Origin of the sequence: Marivirga sp., assembly GCF_024636815.1 — a bacterium.
Lineage (GTDB): Bacteria > Bacteroidota > Bacteroidia > Cytophagales > Cyclobacteriaceae > Marivirga.
The window spans coordinates 1-22,218 of sequence record NZ_JAGXGF010000070.1; the positions used below are offsets into that span (position 1 = coordinate 1).

Annotated in this window: 20 protein-coding genes; 8 read left to right on the forward strand and 12 right to left on the reverse strand. The window is 34.2% G+C overall.

The genetic code is table 11. From position 1 onward, the window contains the following. Window positions 1-97: 97 nt before the first annotated feature. The 6 genes from Q0L29_RS05455 (at window position 98) to Q0L29_RS05480 (ending at window position 8,175) form a co-directional block, all read left to right on the forward strand. Window positions 98-814 carry a pyridoxine 5'-phosphate synthase gene (locus Q0L29_RS05455; RefSeq protein WP_296619756.1) on the forward strand — a complete coding sequence of 239 codons (717 nt, stop codon included), beginning with the start codon at window positions 98-100 and terminating at the stop codon, window positions 812-814. A gap of 193 nt (window positions 815-1,007) precedes the next feature. Next, window positions 1,008-1,772 (forward strand): alpha/beta fold hydrolase, encoded by a 765-nt coding sequence (locus tag Q0L29_RS05460; protein WP_296619758.1) that lies wholly within the window; start codon window positions 1,008-1,010, stop codon window positions 1,770-1,772. Window positions 1,773-1,796: 24 nt separating this feature from the next. Next, on the forward strand, window positions 1,797-2,249 hold the full coding sequence (locus Q0L29_RS05465; RefSeq protein WP_296619760.1) for a hypothetical protein: 453 nt from the start codon (window positions 1,797-1,799) through the stop codon (window positions 2,247-2,249). Window positions 2,250-2,271: 22 nt separating this feature from the next. Next, window positions 2,272-2,871, forward strand: coding sequence for a trimeric intracellular cation channel family protein (locus Q0L29_RS05470; RefSeq protein WP_296619761.1), 600 nt, complete (start codon window positions 2,272-2,274; stop codon window positions 2,869-2,871). 756 nt (window positions 2,872-3,627) lie between these two features. Continuing rightward, window positions 3,628-4,515, forward strand: a complete 888-nt coding sequence (locus tag Q0L29_RS05475) for an ABC transporter ATP-binding protein (RefSeq protein ID WP_296619763.1) — start codon at window positions 3,628-3,630, stop codon at window positions 4,513-4,515. A gap of 12 nt (window positions 4,516-4,527) precedes the next feature. Further along, window positions 4,528-8,175, forward strand: a complete 3,648-nt coding sequence (locus tag Q0L29_RS05480; protein WP_296619765.1) for a M1 family aminopeptidase — start codon at window positions 4,528-4,530, stop codon at window positions 8,173-8,175. Window positions 8,176-8,399: 224 nt separating this feature from the next. On the opposite strand, the gene Q0L29_RS05485 is transcribed toward Q0L29_RS05480, so the two are convergent. The 11 genes from Q0L29_RS05485 to mazG all read right to left on the reverse strand — a co-directional run bounded on the left by Q0L29_RS05485 (window position 8,400) and on the right by mazG (window position 20,073). Next, on the reverse strand, window positions 8,400-8,855 hold the full coding sequence (locus Q0L29_RS05485) for a hypothetical protein (protein ID WP_296619767.1): 456 nt from the start codon (window positions 8,853-8,855) through the stop codon (window positions 8,400-8,402). 26 nt (window positions 8,856-8,881) lie between these two features. Then, on the reverse strand, window positions 8,882-10,372 hold the full coding sequence (locus Q0L29_RS05490; protein ID WP_296619769.1) for a transporter substrate-binding domain-containing protein: 1,491 nt from the start codon (window positions 10,370-10,372) through the stop codon (window positions 8,882-8,884). Window positions 10,373-10,582: 210 nt separating this feature from the next. Beyond that, the gene (locus tag Q0L29_RS05495) at window positions 10,583-11,128 is read right to left on the reverse strand and encodes a DUF4199 domain-containing protein (protein ID WP_296619770.1); all 546 of its coding nucleotides are present in this window, start codon (window positions 11,126-11,128) and stop codon (window positions 10,583-10,585) included. 28 nt (window positions 11,129-11,156) lie between these two features. Continuing rightward, a complete protein-coding gene (locus tag Q0L29_RS05500) occupies window positions 11,157-11,621 on the reverse strand; it encodes a nuclear transport factor 2 family protein (protein WP_296619772.1) in 465 nt (154 codons plus the stop codon). Window positions 11,622-11,706: 85 nt separating this feature from the next. Continuing rightward, window positions 11,707-12,402, reverse strand: a complete 696-nt coding sequence (locus Q0L29_RS05505; RefSeq protein WP_296619774.1) for an RluA family pseudouridine synthase — start codon at window positions 12,400-12,402, stop codon at window positions 11,707-11,709. Window positions 12,403-12,591: 189 nt separating this feature from the next. Beyond that, complete coding sequence (locus tag Q0L29_RS05510; protein ID WP_296619776.1) at window positions 12,592-14,175, reverse strand: peptide chain release factor 3; 1,584 nt, start codon at window positions 14,173-14,175, stop codon at window positions 12,592-12,594. A 199-nt stretch (window positions 14,176-14,374) separates the two neighbouring features. Next, entirely contained in the window at window positions 14,375-15,100 is a 726-nt protein-coding gene (locus Q0L29_RS05515; RefSeq protein WP_296619777.1) for a hypothetical protein, read from the reverse strand. 97 nt (window positions 15,101-15,197) lie between these two features. Beyond that, on the reverse strand, window positions 15,198-17,603 hold the full coding sequence (locus Q0L29_RS05520) for a TonB-dependent receptor (protein ID WP_296619779.1): 2,406 nt from the start codon (window positions 17,601-17,603) through the stop codon (window positions 15,198-15,200). A gap of 105 nt (window positions 17,604-17,708) precedes the next feature. Next, a complete protein-coding gene (locus Q0L29_RS05525; RefSeq protein WP_296619780.1) occupies window positions 17,709-18,245 on the reverse strand; it encodes a hypothetical protein in 537 nt (178 codons plus the stop codon). A gap of 197 nt (window positions 18,246-18,442) precedes the next feature. Beyond that, window positions 18,443-19,129: an energy transducer TonB gene (locus Q0L29_RS05530; protein ID WP_296619782.1), complete on the reverse strand. Its 687-nt coding sequence runs from the start codon at window positions 19,127-19,129 to the stop codon at window positions 18,443-18,445. 140 nt (window positions 19,130-19,269) lie between these two features. After that, the gene (mazG, locus tag Q0L29_RS05535) at window positions 19,270-20,073 is read right to left on the reverse strand and encodes a nucleoside triphosphate pyrophosphohydrolase (RefSeq protein WP_296619783.1); all 804 of its coding nucleotides are present in this window, start codon (window positions 20,071-20,073) and stop codon (window positions 19,270-19,272) included. A 209-nt stretch (window positions 20,074-20,282) separates the two neighbouring features. On the opposite strand from mazG, the gene Q0L29_RS05540 reads away from it, so the two are divergent. Then, the gene (locus Q0L29_RS05540) at window positions 20,283-20,504 is read left to right on the forward strand and encodes a hypothetical protein (RefSeq protein ID WP_296619785.1); all 222 of its coding nucleotides are present in this window, start codon (window positions 20,283-20,285) and stop codon (window positions 20,502-20,504) included. A gap of 435 nt (window positions 20,505-20,939) precedes the next feature. Next, the gene (locus tag Q0L29_RS05545) at window positions 20,940-21,674 is read left to right on the forward strand and encodes a head GIN domain-containing protein (protein ID WP_296619786.1); all 735 of its coding nucleotides are present in this window, start codon (window positions 20,940-20,942) and stop codon (window positions 21,672-21,674) included. A 280-nt stretch (window positions 21,675-21,954) separates the two neighbouring features. On the opposite strand, the gene Q0L29_RS05550 is transcribed toward Q0L29_RS05545, so the two are convergent. After that, the coding region (locus Q0L29_RS05550) for an inorganic diphosphatase (RefSeq protein WP_296619788.1) at window positions 21,955-22,218 on the reverse strand (264 nt) is incomplete at its 5' end.

The following is a 22,218-nucleotide window of genomic DNA, read 5'->3' on the forward strand; positions in this document are numbered from 1 at the left end:
GCATTTTTAATATCCGTATCAATTTGTTGTTTTAAGCTCATAGTAAATTTTTAAAATCATTAACTTGCCGACAAAGTTATCATATAAAAATAAAATTATGACAAGCTTAAGCGTCAATATCAATAAGATTGCCACTTTGCGTAATGCAAGGGGCGGTGAAAACCCTAATGTAGTCAATGTTGCCAAGGATTGCGAACGTTTTGGCGCACAGGGCATTACTATTCATCCACGTCCGGATGAACGACACATTACCACCAAAGATGTTTATGATTTAGCTCCAATAGTGACTACTGAATTCAATATTGAAGGCTATCCTGATGATCGGTTTTTAGAATTAGTTGAAAAAAATAAGCCGGCTCAGGCTACACTTGTTCCCGATCCTCCAGGAGTATTAACTTCAAATGCAGGATGGGATACAATCAAACATCAAGACTTTTTGAAAGATGTGATTTCTCAATTGAAAAATTTGGGAGTAAGAACTTCTATTTTTATTGGGACAGATTTAAATCTGATTGAAGCAGCTGCCAAAATAGGCACGAATAGAATCGAACTTTATACAGAACCTTATGCTGCCAATTACGCTAAGGATAGAGAAAAAGCAGTGCAGCCTTTTGTTTTAGCTGCAAAAAAAGCTCAAGAAATTGGCTTAGGGATTAATGCAGGACATGATTTGAGTCTGGAAAATTTGAAATATTTGAAAGAGCAAATTCCTTTTATGGATGAAGTTAGCATCGGGCATGCTTTAATTTGCGATGCGCTTTATTATGGGCTTGAGAATACTATTCAGCTATATTTGAGGGAGTTAGCCCCCTAACCCCCAAAAGGGGAATGAATGAAGTTGGAAGCTCGAAGTCGGAAGTTGGGTGAAGGGTGTTGGATGTTGGGTGATGGATGCAATTAGGTCAGTACCGCAGGTCAGACCGGCAGTAATTAGAAAGAAAATAAAAATAAAATTGTCTTGGTTCTAGGTTCTAAGCTCTAGATTCTAGAATCTAAAAATCTTAGATATGAAATTAAATTATAAAGAATTAGGTGATGGCGGACAGCCATTAATTATTTTACACGGACTTTTTGGTTCTTCTGATAATTGGATGACGATCGGGCGAAAATTATCGGAGAAATTCAAGGTTTATTTGGTAGATCAGAGAAATCATGGTGATTCACCACATGATGAAACACATAATTATGAGGTGATGGCTGCTGACCTTGAAGAATTTATTGAATCGAATAATATTGAAAACCCTCATGTCATTGGTCATTCAATGGGTGGAAAAACTGCTATGTATTTTGCCGTTCAGCATCCGGATTTATATGATAAATTAGTAGTGGTTGATATTGCACCAAAAGCATATCCCGTTCATCATGATTCTATATTGGAAGGTTTATGTAGCCTAAAATTAGACGAGCTTGAATCTAGAGGAGATGCAGATAAAAAATTGTCGGAATATGTGCCTGAAAAAGGTGTGAGACAATTTTTACTCAAAAACCTAACTAGAAATGAGAATAAAGAATTCGAATGGAAAATCAATTTGCCTGTTTTAGAAAAAAACATTGAAGTTGTAGGCAAAGGCTTAGAAAAAAGGTTGACCACAGAAAAAGATGTTTTATTTATTGGAGGTAAAAATTCAAAATATATCCAATCGGAAGATCATATAGCCATCAACAATTTCTTTCCTAATGCCAGGATTAAAATGGTAGAAGGTGCTGGCCATTGGATACATGCTGAAAAACCTGAAGAATTTTTAACTTTGATTGAAGACTTTTTGAGATAAAAATCCATTTTTAATACTAGAGCCATGAAAAACATATTAATTCTTTGCCTTTTATTGATTTCTCCATTTTTGGTATTGTCCCAAAATTCAAATTATGATAAGAACTTAGCCGATTCTTTGGGAGCCGATGATTATGGAATGAAATCTTATACTTTAGTAATACTTAAAACTGGTGCTGGAAACATAGAAGACAAAGCCAGAGTCGATAGTTTGTTTAGTGGACATATGGAAAATATTGGACGCTTGGCAGAAGCAGGTGAATTAATTATAGCGGGTCCTTTAGGCAAAAACAGCAATGACTATCGTGGTATCTTTATTTTTGATGAGCCTGATAAAGCTAAGGTAGCGGAGCTTTTACAAACTGATCCAGCCATCAAAGCAGACTTATTGGCTTATGATATTTACAATTGGTATGGATCAGCTGCTTTGCCAGTTTATTTGGAAACTCATTCCAAAATTGAAAAAATCAAACCATAGGTAATTAAAATTTCTAGGAACTATGCAAATTCAATATGCACTTGAGCTTTTAGGGACATTAGTTTTTGCCATCTCAGGTGCATTGGCGGTAAAAGATAAATCAGAAGATTGGTTTGGAGCAGGTTTTACAGGCTTTATAACGGCTATTGGTGGAGGAACTTTAAGGGATATAATGTTGGGAAGCTATCCGCTTTCATGGATTGGAGATATCAATATTATATATACTATTTTCTTTGGGATTTTGCTGACCAGTTTTTTCAATAAATTTCTGCAAAAATTAAGAAAAACCTTAAGCCTATTTGATTCAATGGGAATAGCCCTATTTACTGTTGCTGGAGTAGAAAAAGCATTATCAATGGGTGTAAGATGGGAAATTGCTGCTATCATGGGTATGTTCTCAGCCGTCTTTGGTGGTGTAATTCGAGATACGCTGGTTAATGAAACACCGGTTATTTTCAGAAAAGAAATTTACGCAAGTGCTTGTCTTTTGGGTGGAATGCTTTACACTCTGCTGAACTATTTTCAACTTGACAGAGATATTAATTTTATAGTAACTGCATCATTTATAATGTCAGCTAGGTTATTAGCTGTGAAATATCATATTAATTTTCCTAAAATTTAAGTATAGAAACCTTCATTTTAGATACTGAGTCTTGATAATAATACTTCCGTGAACAATTCTATTTTCGGCTGTTTCCCTCAATAAAATAATAGTGCATCTTATTGGTATAAGGACACCTATTCATTATTTTATGGTGTTTTAGAGAGCAGAATCAAACATTATATTACCAACTTTTGAGTTTTAATTCTCGCTTAATGCTTCATACTTTTTCCATTGATGAAAAAGTATGCAAAAAATCTAGGTAAAATGATGCTACTACCCACTAATGCCTACGCTGGCCCGCCATTTTAGCCTCCATCCCTTTTTTTCGCTTATGGCGAAAGTGGGGGAGTTAGCCATTAATAAACTCATTAGATAAATTCGGTCTTTTTATACCCTTATTTAAATCAAATTTACATTGATTCTTGATAACTTACAGAAAGGAAATTTATTCAAGTGTATGCCTATTAGGGGGGATGCTATACACTTTATTAAACTATTTCGAAATTAATTTTTATAGTGACGGCTTCATTTATAATGGCCTCTCACCTTTTAGCCGCAAAATATCATATTAACTTTCCTAAAATTTAAGATTAAAAATCTTCAAGAGATTTTTAAAATATTGCACTTACAATTACCATAAATAATCCTATTTATTGACTCTAAGTAAAAATTGAGAACATTTTCATAAGGTCAACCCCACTTATATAAAAACATCTGTATTAAATAAAAAAATAATTATATTGCTTTCTTTTTTCACTAATCTAATAAAGCAATATGCAACTATCAATCCAAAATTTATCAAAGACCTACTCCAATGGAGTACAGGCACTTAATAACGTTTCACTAACTATACCAAAAGGAATGTTTGGTTTGTTGGGCCCAAATGGAGCTGGCAAATCCACCTTAATGCGAACAATAGCAACTTTGCAGGATGCTGATTCCGGCAGTATTATGCTGGATGATATTAACGTAATGGAAAACCCTCAAGCCATCAGGGAGCGTTTGGGCTACTTACCACAGGATTTTGGACTTTATCCAAAAATAAGTGCAGAGGTCATGTTAGATCATATAGCCCAGATGAAAGGAGTAGGCAACAAAAGTGAACGAAAAGAATTGGTGGCCAGCCTATTAGAAAAAGTAAATCTATATACTCATAGAAAAAAAGCTTTAGGGACTTATTCTGGTGGTATGCGCCAACGGTTTGGAATAGCACAAGCTCTAGCTGGAAATCCCAACCTAATTATTGTGGATGAACCTACAGCAGGCTTAGATCCAACAGAAAGAAATCGTTTTTACAACTTGCTAAGTGAAATTGGTGAAAACACAATAGTTATTTTGTCAACACATATTGTTGAAGATGTGAGCACGCTTTGTTCTAATATGGCTATAATTTGCAATGGAGAAGTATTAATGGACGGAAAACCTGCAGATGGCTTGAGTCAATTACAGCAAAATATTTTTGCTAAAATTATTAAAAAGGATGAATTGGAAACTTTTAAGCAAAATTATAAGGTGATCTCCACTAAACTGAAAGAAGGTAATTTAGCCTTGCGAGTAGAGTCTGAAAGTAATCCTGATGAAGGATTTGAACACGTAGAACCCAATCTTGAAGATGTGTATTTCAGTCACATTTCTAAAAAAGTAGATCCTATCACTCTTTAATCATCACTGACCATGTTAAACATTTTCATATTTGAATTGAGGTATAGGTTTAGCAGACCTGCTACCTATATGTACTTTGGAATATTGCTGCTTGTATCACTTTTACTTTTTGCTTCTGGTAGCACTCCAGCAACAGAAAAAGTATTTCATAATGCACCAATTACCATCGCTAATCTAATGCTGGTTGTATCAATTTTTGGTATCCTGATCGCTTCTGCAGTTATGGGTGTACCAATGTACCGAGATATTGAACATAAGACTGGCACTTTCCTTTTTAGTTTACCGATTTCAAAAAACGCCTATTTCATGGGTCGATTTTGGGGCTCCTTTGTCACTTTGCTCTTTATTTCATTAGGAGTAGTTGTTGGGATTTATCTAGGAACAATAATTGGAGCTGCCACAGGATGGACACCTGCTGAAAGGTATGGTCCCAATTTATTCATGAATTATTTCCAGCCATGGATTAGTTTAGTTGTGCCTAATTTATGGTTTTTCTCCACTTTGTTTTTCGCTCTAATTATTTTCACAAAGAATATTAAGGCGATTTATTCAGGTGGGATCATTGTTTTCATTCTCTATTTATTAACTAATTTTTTGTCAAATGATCTGGACAACAAAGAATTAGTTCAAATTTTAGATCCACTAGGTCTTAATTCATTCACTATTCAAGTAGAATATTTAACTCCTTTTGAACAAAACTCTTATCGTGTTGATATATCTGGAAACTTATTGATTAATAGAATCATCTGGATTTCCATAGGTATTTTATTATTCATAGCTTCTTACATACGGTTCAGTTTTAAATATTTCTTTCAAGCTACTTCCAAAAAATCGCAAGTTGAGGAGAGTGGGGATTCTTCAGCAAAGACTCTATTAAAAAAAGTAACTACGTCATTTACAAAATCTTACCAACGCCAAAGTTTGATAACGTTATCCAAGATTGAGATCAAGAATGTATTGAAAGACAGTTATTTTAGAGCTATTCTTTTAGGTGGGCTCGTTTTCTTAGTAATTGATTTTTGGATTGGCAGCACCATTTATAGCGTACCAAATCGCCCTTCCACCTCTTTTTTAATGCAATTTAAGGGCTATGATTACATTATTTTTGTTTTCATTATCCTGGTTTTCTTTGGTGGAGAAACTTTACATAGAGATAAAAGCTCAGGTTATTCTTCCATAAGTGACACTTTCCCCATAAAAGATGGTGTATTAATTGCCTCAAAATTTTTAGGAATGGCTACTATTTGTCTCTTATTGGCTTCTTTACCAATAGTTGTCGGACTAATTGTACAGACACTGAAAGGATATTATAATTATGATATTGGAGTTTATTTGGTAGATAGTTATCTAATCTCTTTCCCTGACTATCTTCAAATGCTCATGTTAATTTTTGCGGTCCATTTAATCGTGAACAATAAATTTGCAGGTCATGCAGTAAGTATTGGAATTTGGTTAGTGATGATCGTTTTAAGGGACTTTGCTGACTTTAATTTCAATCTTTTCTTTTTCTCCTATAAGCCTAACTATATCTGGTCAGATTTGAATGGATTAGGTCATTTTGGAGCTCCATTATTGTGGTATAATCTTTATTGGACAGCATTTGGTGTTTTCCTTATATTATTTTTCTCTCTTTTCTTTGCAAGAGGTTCAGACATCAATTTTAAGAAAAGATTAAATCAAGGAAAGAACCGTCTAAAAAATTCAACAGCTGTACTCTCTTATGCTTTGCTTTTTGTTGCACTGGGTCTTGGTAGCTATATTTTTAAAACGGTAGTATACACCAATGGCTATTTAACAGTGACTGAATCAGAAAAACGGCAAGCAGACTATGAAAAACAGTTAAAGCAATATGAATTTATAGCACAACCAAAAATCATAAGTGTAAATGTAAATGCCGAAATATTTCCCAAAAAGCGAGATGCATTCTCAGAGATAAAGGTTCAAATGGTAAATAAAACTGATGAGCCGATAGATTCTTTGCATTTAAATTTTGCTGGAGCTAGTTATTTTCATGCCCTTTATAAAGGGGATACACTTTCTTATCGTTTTCCTTTATCATATGACAAACCTAAATTTCAGATTTTTGGAGAAAAAGAAGTAAAACCTTGGTACAAGATTTATGCCTTGCCAAATACAATGCAGCCAGGTGATACTTTAGAATTGGATTTTCATTCCGCCTTAACTAATACAGGTTTTGTCAATAGTGGTTTTTCTAGAGAAATAGTGTACAACGGGACATTTATTGGCCAAAGTATGCCTTCAATTGGATATAGTGCTAGTTCAGAACTGAGTAGTGATGAAAAGCGAAAGAAATATGATCTCCCTGAAAAGATAGATGAATTACCACCACATGATGATCCATATGGAATGAGGACTATGCTATTTAATGATGATGCTGACTTAGTAACTTTTGAGGCTACAGTTGGTACTTCAACAGATCAAATTGCGGTTGCACCAGGATATTTACAAAAAGAATGGACAGATGGGGATAGAAGATATTTTCATTATGTACAGGATTCTAAAATCGATTTATTCTATAACTTAGTTTCTGCTGATTATGCAGTTTATACTGATAAAGCAAAAATGCCTAATGCAACTGATGTCAATATTGAAATTTTCCATCTGGCTTCACACGATTATAACCTAGATCGCTTTTCTGCCGCCTTTAAAGATGGGATTGAATATTTTTCCGAGGTTTATGGTCCTTATCAATTTAGGCAAATGAGGCTTTTGGAATTTCCGAGGTATGCAAATTTTGCTCAGTCATTCCCGAACACAGTACCTTATTCTGAGGGCTTTGGCTGGATAGCTGATTTCGGTGATCCTGATGATTTTGATTATGCTTATTTTGTAACTGCCCATGAATTAGCACACCAATGGTGGGGGCATCAGGTGGTGCCTAACTCTACCCGCGGTGCCAATCTCATTTCAGAATCCTTGGCAGAATATACTGCATTAGTATTGTCAGAAAGGAAATATGGGAAGGCGAATATGAAAAGATTCCTTGAGGATGAATTAAATGGCTATTTAAGAGGAAGAGCATTCGAATCAAAGAAGGAAAATGTATTTATTGATTGTAATAGATCTTATCAATGGTATAGAAAAGGTAGTTTGATTCTTTATGGATTGCGTGATTTCATAGGTGATAGTTTGATGAATAAAGCAATTCGAGGCTTTAGAGATGAATTTGCCCATAAAGAAACTCCACCTTTTGCAGGCAGTCACGATTTATATCGACATTTTGAATCGGTTACGCCTGACAGTTTAAAGTATTATCTGGAAGATACTTGGAAAAGAATAACACTTTATGAAAATAAGGCTGAGACTGCAACTGCTAAGAAACTGGATGAAGATACTTATGAGGTAACTATCAAATTAACTTCACAAAAGTTATATGCAGATAGTACTGGTCAAGAAACTCCAGCCAATTATCAGGGTGATTATATGGATATTGGTGTTTTTGCTGCAGAAGATAAAGATGAAAGCGGCAGAAAAAGAACTAACCCTCTGTACCTGGAAAAGCATAAAATAGCACCTGGAGAGCACACCATTACCTTAAAAGTTAAGGGTGAGCCGGTTAAAGCAGGTGTCGACCCACTTAACAAATTAATAGATAGAAAAAAGGACGATAATATAATTGATGTGGAAATTGGGGAGTAATAAACGTATATACAAATTTCAATTAGAGTCTTTTAATTTAGAATTCAATTTCCAAGAACAGTTGATCACGTTTTTTACCTAAACATTTAATATAACACATTAGCTTCATTGAAATTAATTTCAATGAAGCTTTTTATCTTTTAAAGAGAAGATTTAGAGAAAATAAAAATTATACTAAACAAAATGGTAAATAGCGCTAAGTTCAAATAGCTTTCTATTAGAGTTTAAAGCTCGATATCTTCCAAGCCTAATTCCTTGGTTAAATATTCAATGACTTCATTTTCCTCTTCTGAAACACCATCAGAAGCACTGGCAAATAGATACATCGTTTCAACAACAAATTCTTTTGAAGGCTCATTTTCATTAAAATAATCCTTTAAAGCGGCTAAAAATTTATCTTGCCATTTATCAAGATTTTTAACTAAGTGACGAAACTCGGCCCTGTAAATAAGCATCAGATTTTCTTCTTTCTCTTCACCTAAATCTTCTGACGCAAATTCATCTCCTAGGATTTTGGCCAGCCTTTTTACGGTCACCCATTCATCTTGATCAACTATACCATCCGACATTACCACTCTCAGGGCAGGAAAAAGATTAACAATATAAACAAATTGCTCTTTATTCAAATTGATAAAACGCTCTTCTGTGTATTCCTTAAAAAGTTGATCTATTTTTGACATCTCATAATTAAAATAAAAGTTAAACGCTAAATAACTGGGGCTTTTGAATCATCCTCAACTTCCGGTGAATTTAATAATAATTCGTATTGCTGATACCTCTCCAGTATTTCTTTAACGTAATTTACTGGTTCTTCTCCTCTACAATAGCCATATTTTACTACTGGATCATTATAATATTTCTTTTGAGACTTTAATAATAAATATTTCTCAACATTATTATCCCATTTAGTGGGGTCTCCACCATATTTTTCAGTCAGGCGAATCGCATCCTGCATATGACCAATACCTACATTATAAGCTGCTAAAATATATTTCTGTCTTTCAACACTATCTTCAACATGCTTTTTAAAAGCTTTTTGTAACCAATTAATATAATTCCCTCCTGCTTTTAGGCTTTCATTTGGATCATATAAATTCGTGGCTCCAAATTCATGAGCAGTTGGCTCCATCATTTGCATTAATCCTTTAGCACCAGCCCATGATTTTACATTAGGGTCAAATTTGCTTTCTTGATAAATTAATGCTGCCAACAATTTCCAATCCCACCCTATTTCAGCTGCAGTTGCTTGAATTTCTTCATCGTAGGGAGAAAGTTTATCACCACTAACGGATGAGAATTCTGAATATGATCTATTAGCTGATCTCTTAAGGTTTTTGAAATATTTATTATAGATCACATAGTAGTCTGTTTCTTTTTGCCTTTCTTCTAACCAGGAATTGATTTTAGTCTCCAAGGTATCCGCATTAGATCTTAGCGCCCATGCGATTTGCTGAGAGAAACTAACTGGAGTTTTTACATCCAAAATAGGATGGTAAGTAGCGTTTAACATAGCAACATCCTCATCAGCAACTGTATATTCAATTTCACCTTCCGCTACCATTTTTATCAAAGTTTCTGTTTCCAAACTGCTGCTATCTTCAATTATCACTATATCACCACCAATTTCATCTGAAAGATTAGCTAACCGAGTAGAAAAGGAAGAACTTTTTCGCACATGAACCTCTTTTCCAGTTAATTGAATAGGATCTCTAAGAAGTTCATTTTCAATTTCATGAATTTTCATTTGCCTCCAATTCTCTGGCTTTCTCTGTACCAATACCTGTCTTACAAAATATAAAGGATTTGTAAAATCAACGTATTGCTTCCTTTCTTTAGTGACTGTTAAATTAAAAGCAGCAATATCAGCCTCCCCTCTATTAACTTTTTCAAGTGCTGAAGAAATGCTATTGTCTTTAATTATTTTTAATTCCACTCCCAAATCATCTGCCAGCCAATTCAACATTTCATATTCATAACCCATTGGCTGCCCTTTATAGATAAAATAGCTAGTAGCGCTATTATCCACTACGGCAGTTAAATATCCTCTTTCTTTGATTTTATCAAAATCGAAATCTACTGGTTCAATAGCGTAGGATAAATCTTGTGATTGAGAATCTGTTTTAGTGGAACAAGCCCATGTCAAACTGATCACTAATATTAAAATTATATAAAAAGACTTGTTGAAATAGTTCATCATATCTTTATTTTGAAGATGCCAATATAGACAATAAATAATTCAGCGTGTAAATACCAATTACTTTTTCGACTGAACCCACATTTTGTTGGACAATCTATATCCTTATTAAATACTGAAAAAATGAGAAAGAGTTCGTTTTCTTATATTTAGGACAATAAAAAAGCCATTCAATTTGGCATTGAATGGCTTTTTAGGCGGGTTTTGATGAATTTAAAATTCCTCTTCTTGATTTTTCTTTTTGTTAATTGCTCCAACAATTAATGCGCCAATTGCATATAGTACTAATTTCCAAAGGAACCCTAATGCCTGGCCTTGTAGTGTATAGCCCTCTTCAATACTTTCTGCCATTCCATCAATCATATCCGTATTTTGTCCTCCAAATACTTCCATTGCTTTCATCGCATTTTCCATCTGTACTTCTATAAGGATTGGAATAATTTCAGGATCTATAACGTTGAATAATAAATAATCAAAAACAGTTCCAATAAATCCTCCTATGGCTAAAATCACAAAAGCATGTAAAAATGCATCTTTAAAGCTCATATAACCACCAATCTGCGTTCGGAAGTCTCTCCCAGCATAAATTGGAACCCCAAGAAATATAACAAGTAATATAAATGGCATATATGATTGCACCATTATTGTAATATCAATCAAATAAATTATCAATGTAATTATGACTGAAATTAAACCAAGGATAGCTCCCCATTTCAATGAATGCTGACTATTATTTACTTCTACTTCTTGATTTTCCATGTTAAATTAAATTTAGGTTATAGTTTAATTAATGACAGTTTTGTTTTTTTCGAGAGTCAATAATATAAATTATTTTCCATTTTCCATCTACTTTGATGAACTGAAATGAATTGACCCCGCAATGACTTAGCTCCTTGTCTAAATAGAACTTATAATCCATCCATGCCGTGGCAACTGCCCCATCTGATAATATTCTTAGATTATCAACCTGTTCATCATAAATTGCATCGGTATTATTTGCTATTGCATTTAACCAGCCTTGGGGCCCTGTTAGCTGACTTACTTTATTACCAATTCCATTCACACTGAGGCTCTGCATTTTTACATCTGAATGCATATGAGGTGCCATTTTAGTAGTATCCGATTCACGCATACCATCAAAAACATCTTGGATAATTCCAGCTATATGAACAGAATCTGAATGATGATTTTGAGTAAAAGCAGAAAAATAAAATAATAAAGTAAAGGTAGATAAAAATAAAATTCTCTTCATAATCATGGATTTTACAGAAACATCTAAAATTTCTAATATGATTACAATAGTATTTACACAAATGGTAAAATTATCTTTTTCTATTTTAAACAACATCTTCGAAAAATGACCACACAAAAGCTTTTGGTATTGGGCTTACCACATTGAAAGGCTCTTTTTTTACAGGATGCTCAAAACTAATCGATCTTGCATGCAAGGCTATTGATCCATCTTTTGTTGGTTTCGGAAAACCGTATTTTACATCTCCAATAATAGGGCATCCAATTCTGGCTAATTGCACCCGAATTTGATGTGGCCTACCGGTTAAAGGTTTAACTTCTATTAAATTTCTATCTCCTAATGCACGTACTAAGCGATAAGTTAAGGTGGACTTCAAACCTCCCTTTTTATCACTCATATGAGCATGAGTAAGGTTTTTAGTAGTATCTTTCTTAAGCCAATGGGTAATGGTATCTTCTGTTTTAGGCGGTCTTTTTTCAGTAATAGCCCAGTAGGTTTTATCTACTTCTCTTTCTTGAAACATTTTGGACATTCGTTCCAAAGCCTTGGAAGTCCGAGCTAAAACAAGCGTCCCACTTACTGGTCGGTCAATTCTGTGAGGGGTTCCACAAAATACTTTCCCTTGCTTGTCATATTTTTTGGCTATGTATTCCTTAGCATGTTCTGAAATTGGAGTATCTCCAGTTTGATCGCCTTGTACCAACATACCTGAAGGCTTGTTCACCACCAAAAGGTGATTATCTTCATACATTACTATTTGTAAAAACTCCTGATAGTTCATAGAGACAAAAGTCGTAAAATTTGGGTATAATACATATATTAAAGTGACGAAGTTTTGAAGCCCCTTATTCCCAAAAGGGAAATTCAGTCAAATTGGAAAAAGAAATAATTGGAAATAAAGTTGATATTATATCCAAAAAATAGGCTTTTTCAAACAAAAATGTTGAAAAGCTCCCTTCTCGATTCTAGATTAAAATTCCGATTGAAAATGGAAATCTATTTCAGGAAAATTATCCTCTACCATTTGAAGCCAGGATTTTGTTTCAGCCATAAACACCATTTTACCGTCCTTATCTCTGGCGATATGGCGATACTTTGATTTCACAAATTCATCCAACTTCTTTTTATCTGCACTGCTGAACCAACATGCTTTGTATAAATTCATAGGAGCAAACTCACAGGAAGCTCCATATTCATTTTTCAAACGGTGCTGGATTACTTCAAACTGAAGATTACCAACTACTCCCACTACTTTTCTGGCTCCCATTTCGAAAGTAAACAATTGTGCTACTCCTTCATCCATCAACTGCGTTAAGCCTTTATCCAATTGCTTGGTTTTCATGGCGTCTTTGTTGATTACTTCCTTGAAAATCTCAGGAGAGAATGAAGGAATTCCTTTATAAGTGCCTTTTTCACCTTCCGATAAGGTGTCTCCAATTTTCAAGTTTCCAGTATCAAACAAACCTACAATATCTCCAGGGTAGGCTTCATCTACTGTCTCTTTATCTTGTGCCATAAAGGCTGTAGCATTAGAAAAACGGAATTTTTTATCGTGTCTAACATTCAAATAACTGCTCCCCCTTTGAAATTTACCTGAGCAAATACGAACGAATGCAATTCGGTTTCTGTGCTTTGGATCCATATTGGCATGAATCTTAAATACAAAACCAGAAAATTTATCTTCATTTGGCTTAATTACTCTCTCTTCGGTCTCTCTTTCTCTAGGTTGAGGAGAAATGTTGATAAAAGTATCTAACATTTCCTTTACGCCAAAACTGTTGATAGCCGATCCGAAAAATACAGGCGCCACTTTTCCTGATAAATATTCTTCCTTATCTAATTCGGGATAAACGCCTTCAATCAGCTCTACATCTTCTCTCAATTGATCAGCCAATGTATCCCCAATAGTTGCATTTAACCTTTCATCACTCAAATCCTCAATTTCTAAACCCTCGGCAGTTAATTGCTGTTTGCTGGGCTTATACAGCAACAAATTTTTAGTGAATAAATTATAAACGCCCTTAAAGGTTTTTCCCATACCGATTGGCCAGGTAAGCGGACGAACCTGAATGTCCAATTTTTCTTCTATTTCATCGAGCAAATCATAAGGATCTCTTCCTTCCCTATCGAGTTTATTGATAAAGCAAATCACAGGAGTATTTCGCATACGACAAACTTCCATCAACTTTTCCGTCTGTTGCTCTACCCCTTTCACGCAATCTATTACCATGACTACACTATCCACGGCAGTAAGCGTTCGGTAAGTATCCTCTGCAAAATCCTGGTGACCTGGAGTATCAAGCAAATTGATTTTCAAATCTTTATATTCAAAACCCATTACGGAAGTAGCCACAGAAATACCTCTCTGCTTTTCAATTTCCATCCAATCGGATTTGGTTGCGGTATCAATTTTATTGGATTTAACAGCTCCAGCTTTGTTAATAGCTCCTCCGAAAAGTAAAAGTTTTTCCGTTAAAGTGGTTTTCCCAGCATCCGGGTGGGCTATGATGCCAAAAGTTCTACGCTTGCTTATCTCTTGTTCTAACTTATTCATATAGATTCCTCAATCAAGCTGCAAAATTACGAATAATAAGCCGTAATTATAAAGTAAATAGAACATTATGCAATCGACTTGGAATTTGGTTAGCTCCTATAAGTTGAGATCAAAATTTTTAAATATTGTCTTTTTATCACAAAAAAGGCTACTCATAAAAATGAATAGCCTTTAGGTGTTTTTATAAATGAAATTTAAATCATTCAGCAGTATTATAATCTGCCACTAATTTTATTAATGATTCAAAACCTTGAAATTGATTATATGAAGAACCTTTAAGTCTCGAACTGTAAGATCCTTTAACAACTGGGTACTCATCATTTTCATACGCCTCCATTATTTGCTCATTATCGTCTATAAAATCAGTAATTTTGATAGTGTCGATATGTTTCGCATTTTCATCACCTTTAACAATAATCAAATCACTGTTCACAAACAATTTCGCCTTAGCCATTTCCTCGGCTGTGCTGTCGTTTAATATTTCGTCACTAGTAACAACCATGCTTTCATGAAAAAGTAAATAAAGTTGGATATCGCCTCCTATTACTTCATATAAAAGATAATTTTTGGGGATAGAATTAAATCCTATTTCTGATAAATCAGCATATTTTTTGGTTACAAATGTAGGTCCACCATGAATATCTACAGACTTTACATCATTTGGCTTAATCTTTTCAAGTTTCCTGAATTGAATTCTCTTTCCAGCATCCATACGCTCATTATAGTAATCTTTTTCTGCTATTCGTAATGTACGTTGAATTTGAAAAGGACTACTTGTGCTGAAATACACAACTTCATCTTTTACATCTCCATTTTCATAAGCTACAGTAGCTTTATGGTAAATTTTAGAAGAATCCATTTGTGCTTCGGCTTTAAATTGAAGGCCAATAGTAATTGTGATTAATAGTAATAATAGTTTTTTCATAATAAATTTTTAGTTTTATAAAGGGCAAGATAGACAGTAATCCTTATAATACACTAGTATGTTTTGTATTAAAAAAATGCTATCCTTTCCACTATATTTAAAAACCGATTCTAACAGATAAAATAAAATTTCTTCCAGGAGCAGACATTCCTGAACTGTAAGGTCTGTAACGCTGATCTGTTATATTTTCAACACCTGTACTTAAGCTAAAATTTTCCCAAAGTTCATAACTCATCTTAAAATTTAAGGTATACCAAGAAGGCGCATATGTATTACCACTTTCATCCAGGGCATAAATATCAGTTTTCCCTCTCTCTTCGACCGCTAATTCGGCATGTTCACGTTCTGATTGATAATTAGCGTAAAGCTGAACCAATAAATCATTTGATTTGAAATTTAAACGAGTAGTTCCAAATAAAGGTGGAGCATGTCTTGAAGGGCTTACTGATCCATCATCCAATTCTTCTTCACCAATTTGATAATTCAAATCTGAAGAAAAATTTATTCCTCCGGGAAATTTCATTTCCATTCCTGCCTGAACACCATATACATTAGCTATGGCTGCATTTTGAATAGACTGAACCTGACTTCGTTCACCATCGAAGATAATGCTATCCTGCCCATTTAATTGAGAGTTCCTTCTAACCATAGCATTATTGAGAATAGTATAATAAGCAGTGAAATCTACTTTTAGAAAATCATTGAAGACCTTAGCGATTCCTATATCCCAATTATAAGCATATTCTGCAGTCAATTCTGGATTAGGAATTACGACTGCCCCAGGTTCTGAATCAAATATTTTCCCAACATCATCTACATTGGGTGCTCTGAATGCCGTACCAAAATTAGCGTTAACAGACCATGAATCTCCTGGATGATAAACCATCCCCAAGCTTCCTGTTAGTGCCCCATTATTGATGTTAGCTTGCGTAAAAGGAAATGAATAAAATGTGGTATCAAATTCAGCATCCAATAAAAATTGATTATATCGAATACCAGCTTGTATGGTAAATTTATCAGATGGTTTATATTCATAATTCGTATAAACCGCCATTGAACTCCAGATAGCTTGAGGATATCTGGAAGGTGAATCCTCAAAATTCCCAGATATTATATTTTCTTGCTTGCCATCTGACTCAACATCATTAAGAATGTACTCACTGCCATAAAACACAGTACTTTTCTTACCTAATTTCTTAATAAAATCAATATTGACAGAATATGCATCTACTTTTTCAGCTCTGATTCTTCTAATTTCATCTTGAAAATTGCGGTCTATTCTGCTTTCTTCAAATTGTTGATGCGCTAAGCGAACAGATAATTGGTCAAAAATTTTAGTTTGATTAGAATGGGAAATACTCAAATTATTCATCACCCATTTTTGTGGACCATATTTCCATTCTGCGTAGCGAGGATTACCTTTCATTACTCTATTAAGTCTGTCATAACGCCCATAATCCGAAGTTTCAGAATAATGAAACCCATATTGAAAATCCCAATTTTCATTAGGTTTAAATCTTACTTTTTGCATCAAATTCTTTTGGGAGTAAGCTGTAGGATTTTGAATTAAAGGATCCTCCTGCTCGACCACACGATCTTCTCCCTCGATCCTTTCTACATGGTATATTTTTAAATAATCATCAGGTCCATTTTCACCTTGTCTTAAATGATCATAATCCCAGTTACTTGCACTGGTCACAAAAGCCCATTTTTTCCAACCATATTTTATGTCTGCATGAAGTGTCTTCTCCTTATTCGCTGAGGAAAACCTGGTATTTATTTTTCCTGAAATTAGCACATCATCTGTATTGGATAATTCAGCACTTAGGGTTTGAAAGCTCATGACTCCTCCTATAGCATCACTTCCATAAATAACAGAACCGGGGCCAAATAACACTTCCGCATTTTCTGTAGCAAAGGGATCAAGACTGATAACATTCTGGATATTTCCACCGCGGAAAATCGCATTGTTCATTCGAACACCGTCTACTGTATAAAGTAGGCGATTAGTAGCAAAACCTCGAATCATGGGGCTTCCTCCTCCTTGCTGACTTTTTTGGATATACACTTTTCCAGAAACACCCAATAAATCAGCTGCAGTTTGAGGGTTTTGTAATTCCACTTCTTTTGGCGAAATAGAGATTACTTTTGAAGGTATGTCTCCGGAATTTTGTCTCCACCTTGTAGCCGAAACGATGACTTCATTCAAATTGAAATTGTTTGCTCTCAGCTCAACAATAAAATCTGAAGCACTGATTTCATCAAAACTCAATGTTTTGATCTGATAACCTAGTCTTTGAACTTGAATTTTAGAGGTTCCTGCAAAAGCTGAAATATCTGCTTTCCCTTGACTGTTAGTACTAATAAATTCATTCCTTTCCTCACTAACAATGGTTACCATTTCAATAGGTTCGGAAGTTTGGACATCTCTGACCGTAACTGTTTGGGAATAGGCTATAAAAGAGCTGCCCAAAAACAAACAGAGCAATAAAATATTCCTCATTATAAATCTTCAGTTTATAAATAATTAAAAAATGAATGTTCTTGCTGAATACAATAGATTTGAAAACTCTTCTAAATAGTAAAGCAACAATACAAAATGAAAAATCTAAACTGCTAATTGGGGAGGTGGAGAGGGTATAGAATTAATAAATTCCTTCTGAATAAATTGATATTTAGTTATCTGATTTGAAACATTCGCAAATTGTAGTGTCTGCCATTGAAAGATTTTCTCTGAAAATAGCGATTGGTAAAATGAAATCAGATTTTGTTGCTTTTCTTTTTTATCTGGCTGGTTTCCTAATAAATTATTCACTATTTCAGCTAAATGTAGGTTTAATTTTGTCTCTTCATGATCCCACCAACACCAGTATTTCACACTATCAGCAGTTTCTTCAAATTCCACCACATCATACATCTCTCCTTTAAATTCAAACTCTTTGGAGTGTTCCCAATCTAGCTGTTCCCTTGCTTCAGCTTTACTTAATTGAATGAAAACCAGCTCTGATTTATCTATCCCGTCTATGATTTTTCCTTTCAACTCTCTTTTAATTTGTTTCTTTTGGTGGTTTAGCCATAGGTAGGTCACTATAGCCGGAGCTAAAAGACAAAAGAGAAGCGTTATGAGGATAAATTGCTTTTTCAAATAGATAAAATCGAATCATGTAAATTTACGGATTTCAGACTGATTCTTTAGAATTCTAATGGTCTCTTCCATAAATGGTAAATGAAAATGATAATATCTATAAATTTTAGTATCGAAAATCCGACTTAGATTTTCTGGAAGTATAATATTAGAAGGATAGAATGAAAGCTTGAAAGCTCTCATTCTATTGGTTTTAATTATCTTAATTGAAAATAAATAGGGATAGTCATTTTCACCCTTACGGCTTGCCCTCTTTGTCTTCCAGCCTCCCATTTTGGAGCATTTTCAATTACTCTTATTGCTTCTTTATCAATTCCGGCAGAAACGCCTTTAAGAATTTCAACTTGGGATAAAGAACCATCTTTTTCAATGATAAAAGATAAAACGACCCTGCCTTGAATATTTTGTCTTTGTTCAAAAGATGGGTATTCAATGGCATTGGCTACATATTCGTAAAAAGCATCCATTCCACCACCGAATTTTGGCTTTACTTCTAATGCGAATGGATCATAGGGAGTATTGTCCTCTACTTTCTCTTCAGGCATTTTGAATTCTTCCCCTGGATTAATTAAATCATCTATATCAACCTCTTCCTTTTTTTCATCCGGTTTAGTCAATTCTTCTACCTCCACGATATTGACATCACCTTTAGGTTCAGGTAATTTTTTAGGCAGAGGCTTAGGTAGTTGAGAAGTCCGGATTACATCATCATTCAGAAAAATTACAATTTCATCATCGGGAAAATCAACTTTCTCTTCCTCATTAATAAAAACCTTAAATTCAAAGGCAATAAAACAAAGACTAATGGCTAAGACTAAACCAATATTGAAAAATAGAGGTCGTTTAGCATACAAATTGCGAGTAGCATTTTTGAAATGTTCCATAGTGAATAATCATTTTAAATAGAGCCTATAAAGGAATCTATAAGTTGAACATGATTATTCATACACCTGCAATACAAACGCAAGAACATTGCATTAAGTATAAAAAAAATGAAATAAATAATATACTACCTAAGTAAGCCCTACAATTTCTTAGCCCTCTCCCAGTAAACGTCCATTTCTTCTAAACTCATTTCTGAAATTTGTTTCCCTTCTTTCTTACTTTCCGACTCAAGGTAATTGAATCTCTTTATGAATTTCTTATTAGTTTTTTCTAGCGCTTCTTCAGGATTGATTCCTGCAAAGCGAGCATAATTAATCAGGCTAAACATTAAATCCCCAAATTCCTCAGTAGCTTTTTCCTGATTCCCTGCTTCTTCTTCAGTTTTGAATTCTTGAATTTCTTCTTCTACTTTCCCCCAAACCTGATCTTTTTTATCCCAATCAAAACCTACCCCTCTGGCTTTTTCCTGTATCCGGATAGATTTAATCAATGCCGGTAATGATTTGGGTACCCCTCCCAAAACTGATTTATTTCCCTTTTCTTTCAGCTTAATTTTTTCCCAATTTTCTTTCACTGCCTGTTCGTCATTGGCTTCCACATCAGAATAGATATGAGGATGACGATTGATAAGTTTATCGGAAATACCGTTGAGTACATCCGCCATGTCAAAAGCCTTTTGTTCATCTGCCATACGAGCATAAAAAACCATATGAAGCATAATGTCACCCAATTCTTTTCTGATTTCTTCCAAATCATTTTCCAGTATAGCATCCGATAGCTCGAAAGTCTCTTCAATGGTCAAATGACGGATACTTTCAATGGTTTGCTTCCTATCCCATGGACATAAATTCCGAAGCTGATCCATGATAGTGAGTAATCTGTCAAAGGCTTGCAGTTTATCTTCTCTTCTTGCATCTGGGTATTTTTGTACTTCTTTTTTCATAGCTAATTTTAGGCATTTGGGAAAATGCAATTTAAGCCGAATAAATTATAACCCCATAATGAATAATAACAATAACTCAGAGTTAACAAATGAATTAGAATATCTTTAAGCTAAAGAAACTTTGCTTTCTTAGTAGGCGTTATGAAATTAGAGTGTTAAATTTGTAAATTGATTATCAGGGATGATAAAATGCCCTTAAAATTAAAAATATGACTACTTTTTTATTAGCAATCGGATTAATTGGAGCGTTTTTTATTTTAATGTCAGTTAGACTGATATTTATAAAAAACGGAGAATTTAAAGGAACTTGTGCCTCACAAAGCCCATTTTTAAATAAAGATGGTGAAGCATGCAATTTCTGCGGAAAACAACCCGGAGAAAAATGTGCAAATCCTGATTCAGAAGTCGATAAAGTATTGAATAAATTTTAATACAATTAAGATATATTTAAAGATTAAGCACAGCAGATTTATTTTACTGTGCTTTTTTTATGCTCCTATTTTTTTAGATCGAAAAATCCCCTAGCCACCCCTACAATGCTATTAATTTAAGGTATATTTCACTATCAAGTTTTTCGCTTTAGCGAAAATCCTACCGGTTGTATAGATTAACAAACATTACCTTTTAACCACGACTTGTCCCGTATTTACGGGAAAAGAGGTAAGAGAACACAAAAGAAAATAACCAAGGTTATTTTTCAAGATAGCAGTGAAAGATGAGGCTTCAAAACTTAACTTAATCGCATTAACCACGCCAGTCGGTGGCACACCGAACATGGGTTAGAAATATTCTGAAATATTTTTCATACCATGATGCAACCTCTTTTATTTTCTCGCATCTTTAATGAGAAACAAACCCATAAAAACATGAAAAATATAATATTAGTATTTGTACTTGCTCTGTTTACATTTCAGGCGCAGGCTCAAGAAACTGAAATGCGCTCCTTATCAGATTTTACTTCTGTTTCTTCTTCTCAAAGCATCAGAGTTACTTTGAAAAAAGGTAGTGAGCCAAAAGTAGAAGTAAGCACCACTGGCGAATTGGAAGATGTAATTACCGATGTGAAAGGTGGAGATTTGAGAATTGAAATGGCTTCTAACAAGACATTCAGAAATATAGAGGTAGAAGTGACTGTTTATTTTCAGGAATTGGAAAGCCTAAAAGCTAGTAGCTCTTCAAGAATGACATCAGAAGACTTAATTGAAGGGAATAATGTTGAAATTAAAGGTTCAAGTTCAGCTAGAATGGATTTGAATGTGAAAGCAACAAACATTGAAGTATCAGGATCAAGCTCAGCAAGAATTGCATTATCAGCTGAGGCTGGAAATGTAGAAGCTAAAGTAAGCAGTTCATGTAGATTTACCTTAGATGGAAATGCTGAAAATTTCAAAGCACAGGTAAGCAGTTCAGGAAGAATTGATGCATCAGAATTTAGCTGTGATAATGCTGATCTAGCGGCAAGTTCATCTGGAAGAATAGAATTGAATGTGCAGGAAAAGCTTATTGCAAAAGCTTCCTCATCTGGAAAAATAACCTATGGAGGAAAGCCTTCAATAGTGGATGTTGATTCAGGTTCTGGTGGAAAAGTTTCTAGGATGTAATAGTTGGAATTGAAAAACTTTTCCAAAGTTCAAAAAGGTTAAGAAAGTCAGAACTTATTGCTAATTATAGCAATACCAACTTTGGAAAAGTTTACAAATTAAAAAGGCTGTCTAATTGAATTTTAGATAGCCTTTTTTGATTAATTAATGTTCTTCTCTACTAATCTAGCAACACCCCTGTAGTCACCTCAAGGGGACAGTCTCACCGATTTATTTGAGCAGAAAATTAATATTTTATTACTATTTTTTTTAACATCTATTTTAAAATTAAGATGCTAATTTACTTTCTGAAAGTTTTATCATAAAGGTAAATACTATCATCGATTACTTTATGGGCTTCTTTTTTATCAAAGAAATCCTCTACCACCACTTTTTTGTTTTCAAGTTGTTTATAATCCTCAAAGAATCTTTGCATTTCTTTTGAAGTATGAGGAGGTAAGTCGTTAATATCATTCATATGATTTACAGACATATCATTTGCAGCAACTGCTATAATTTTATCATCTGCTTCTCCCTGATCCATCATTTTCATTACGCCTAGGAC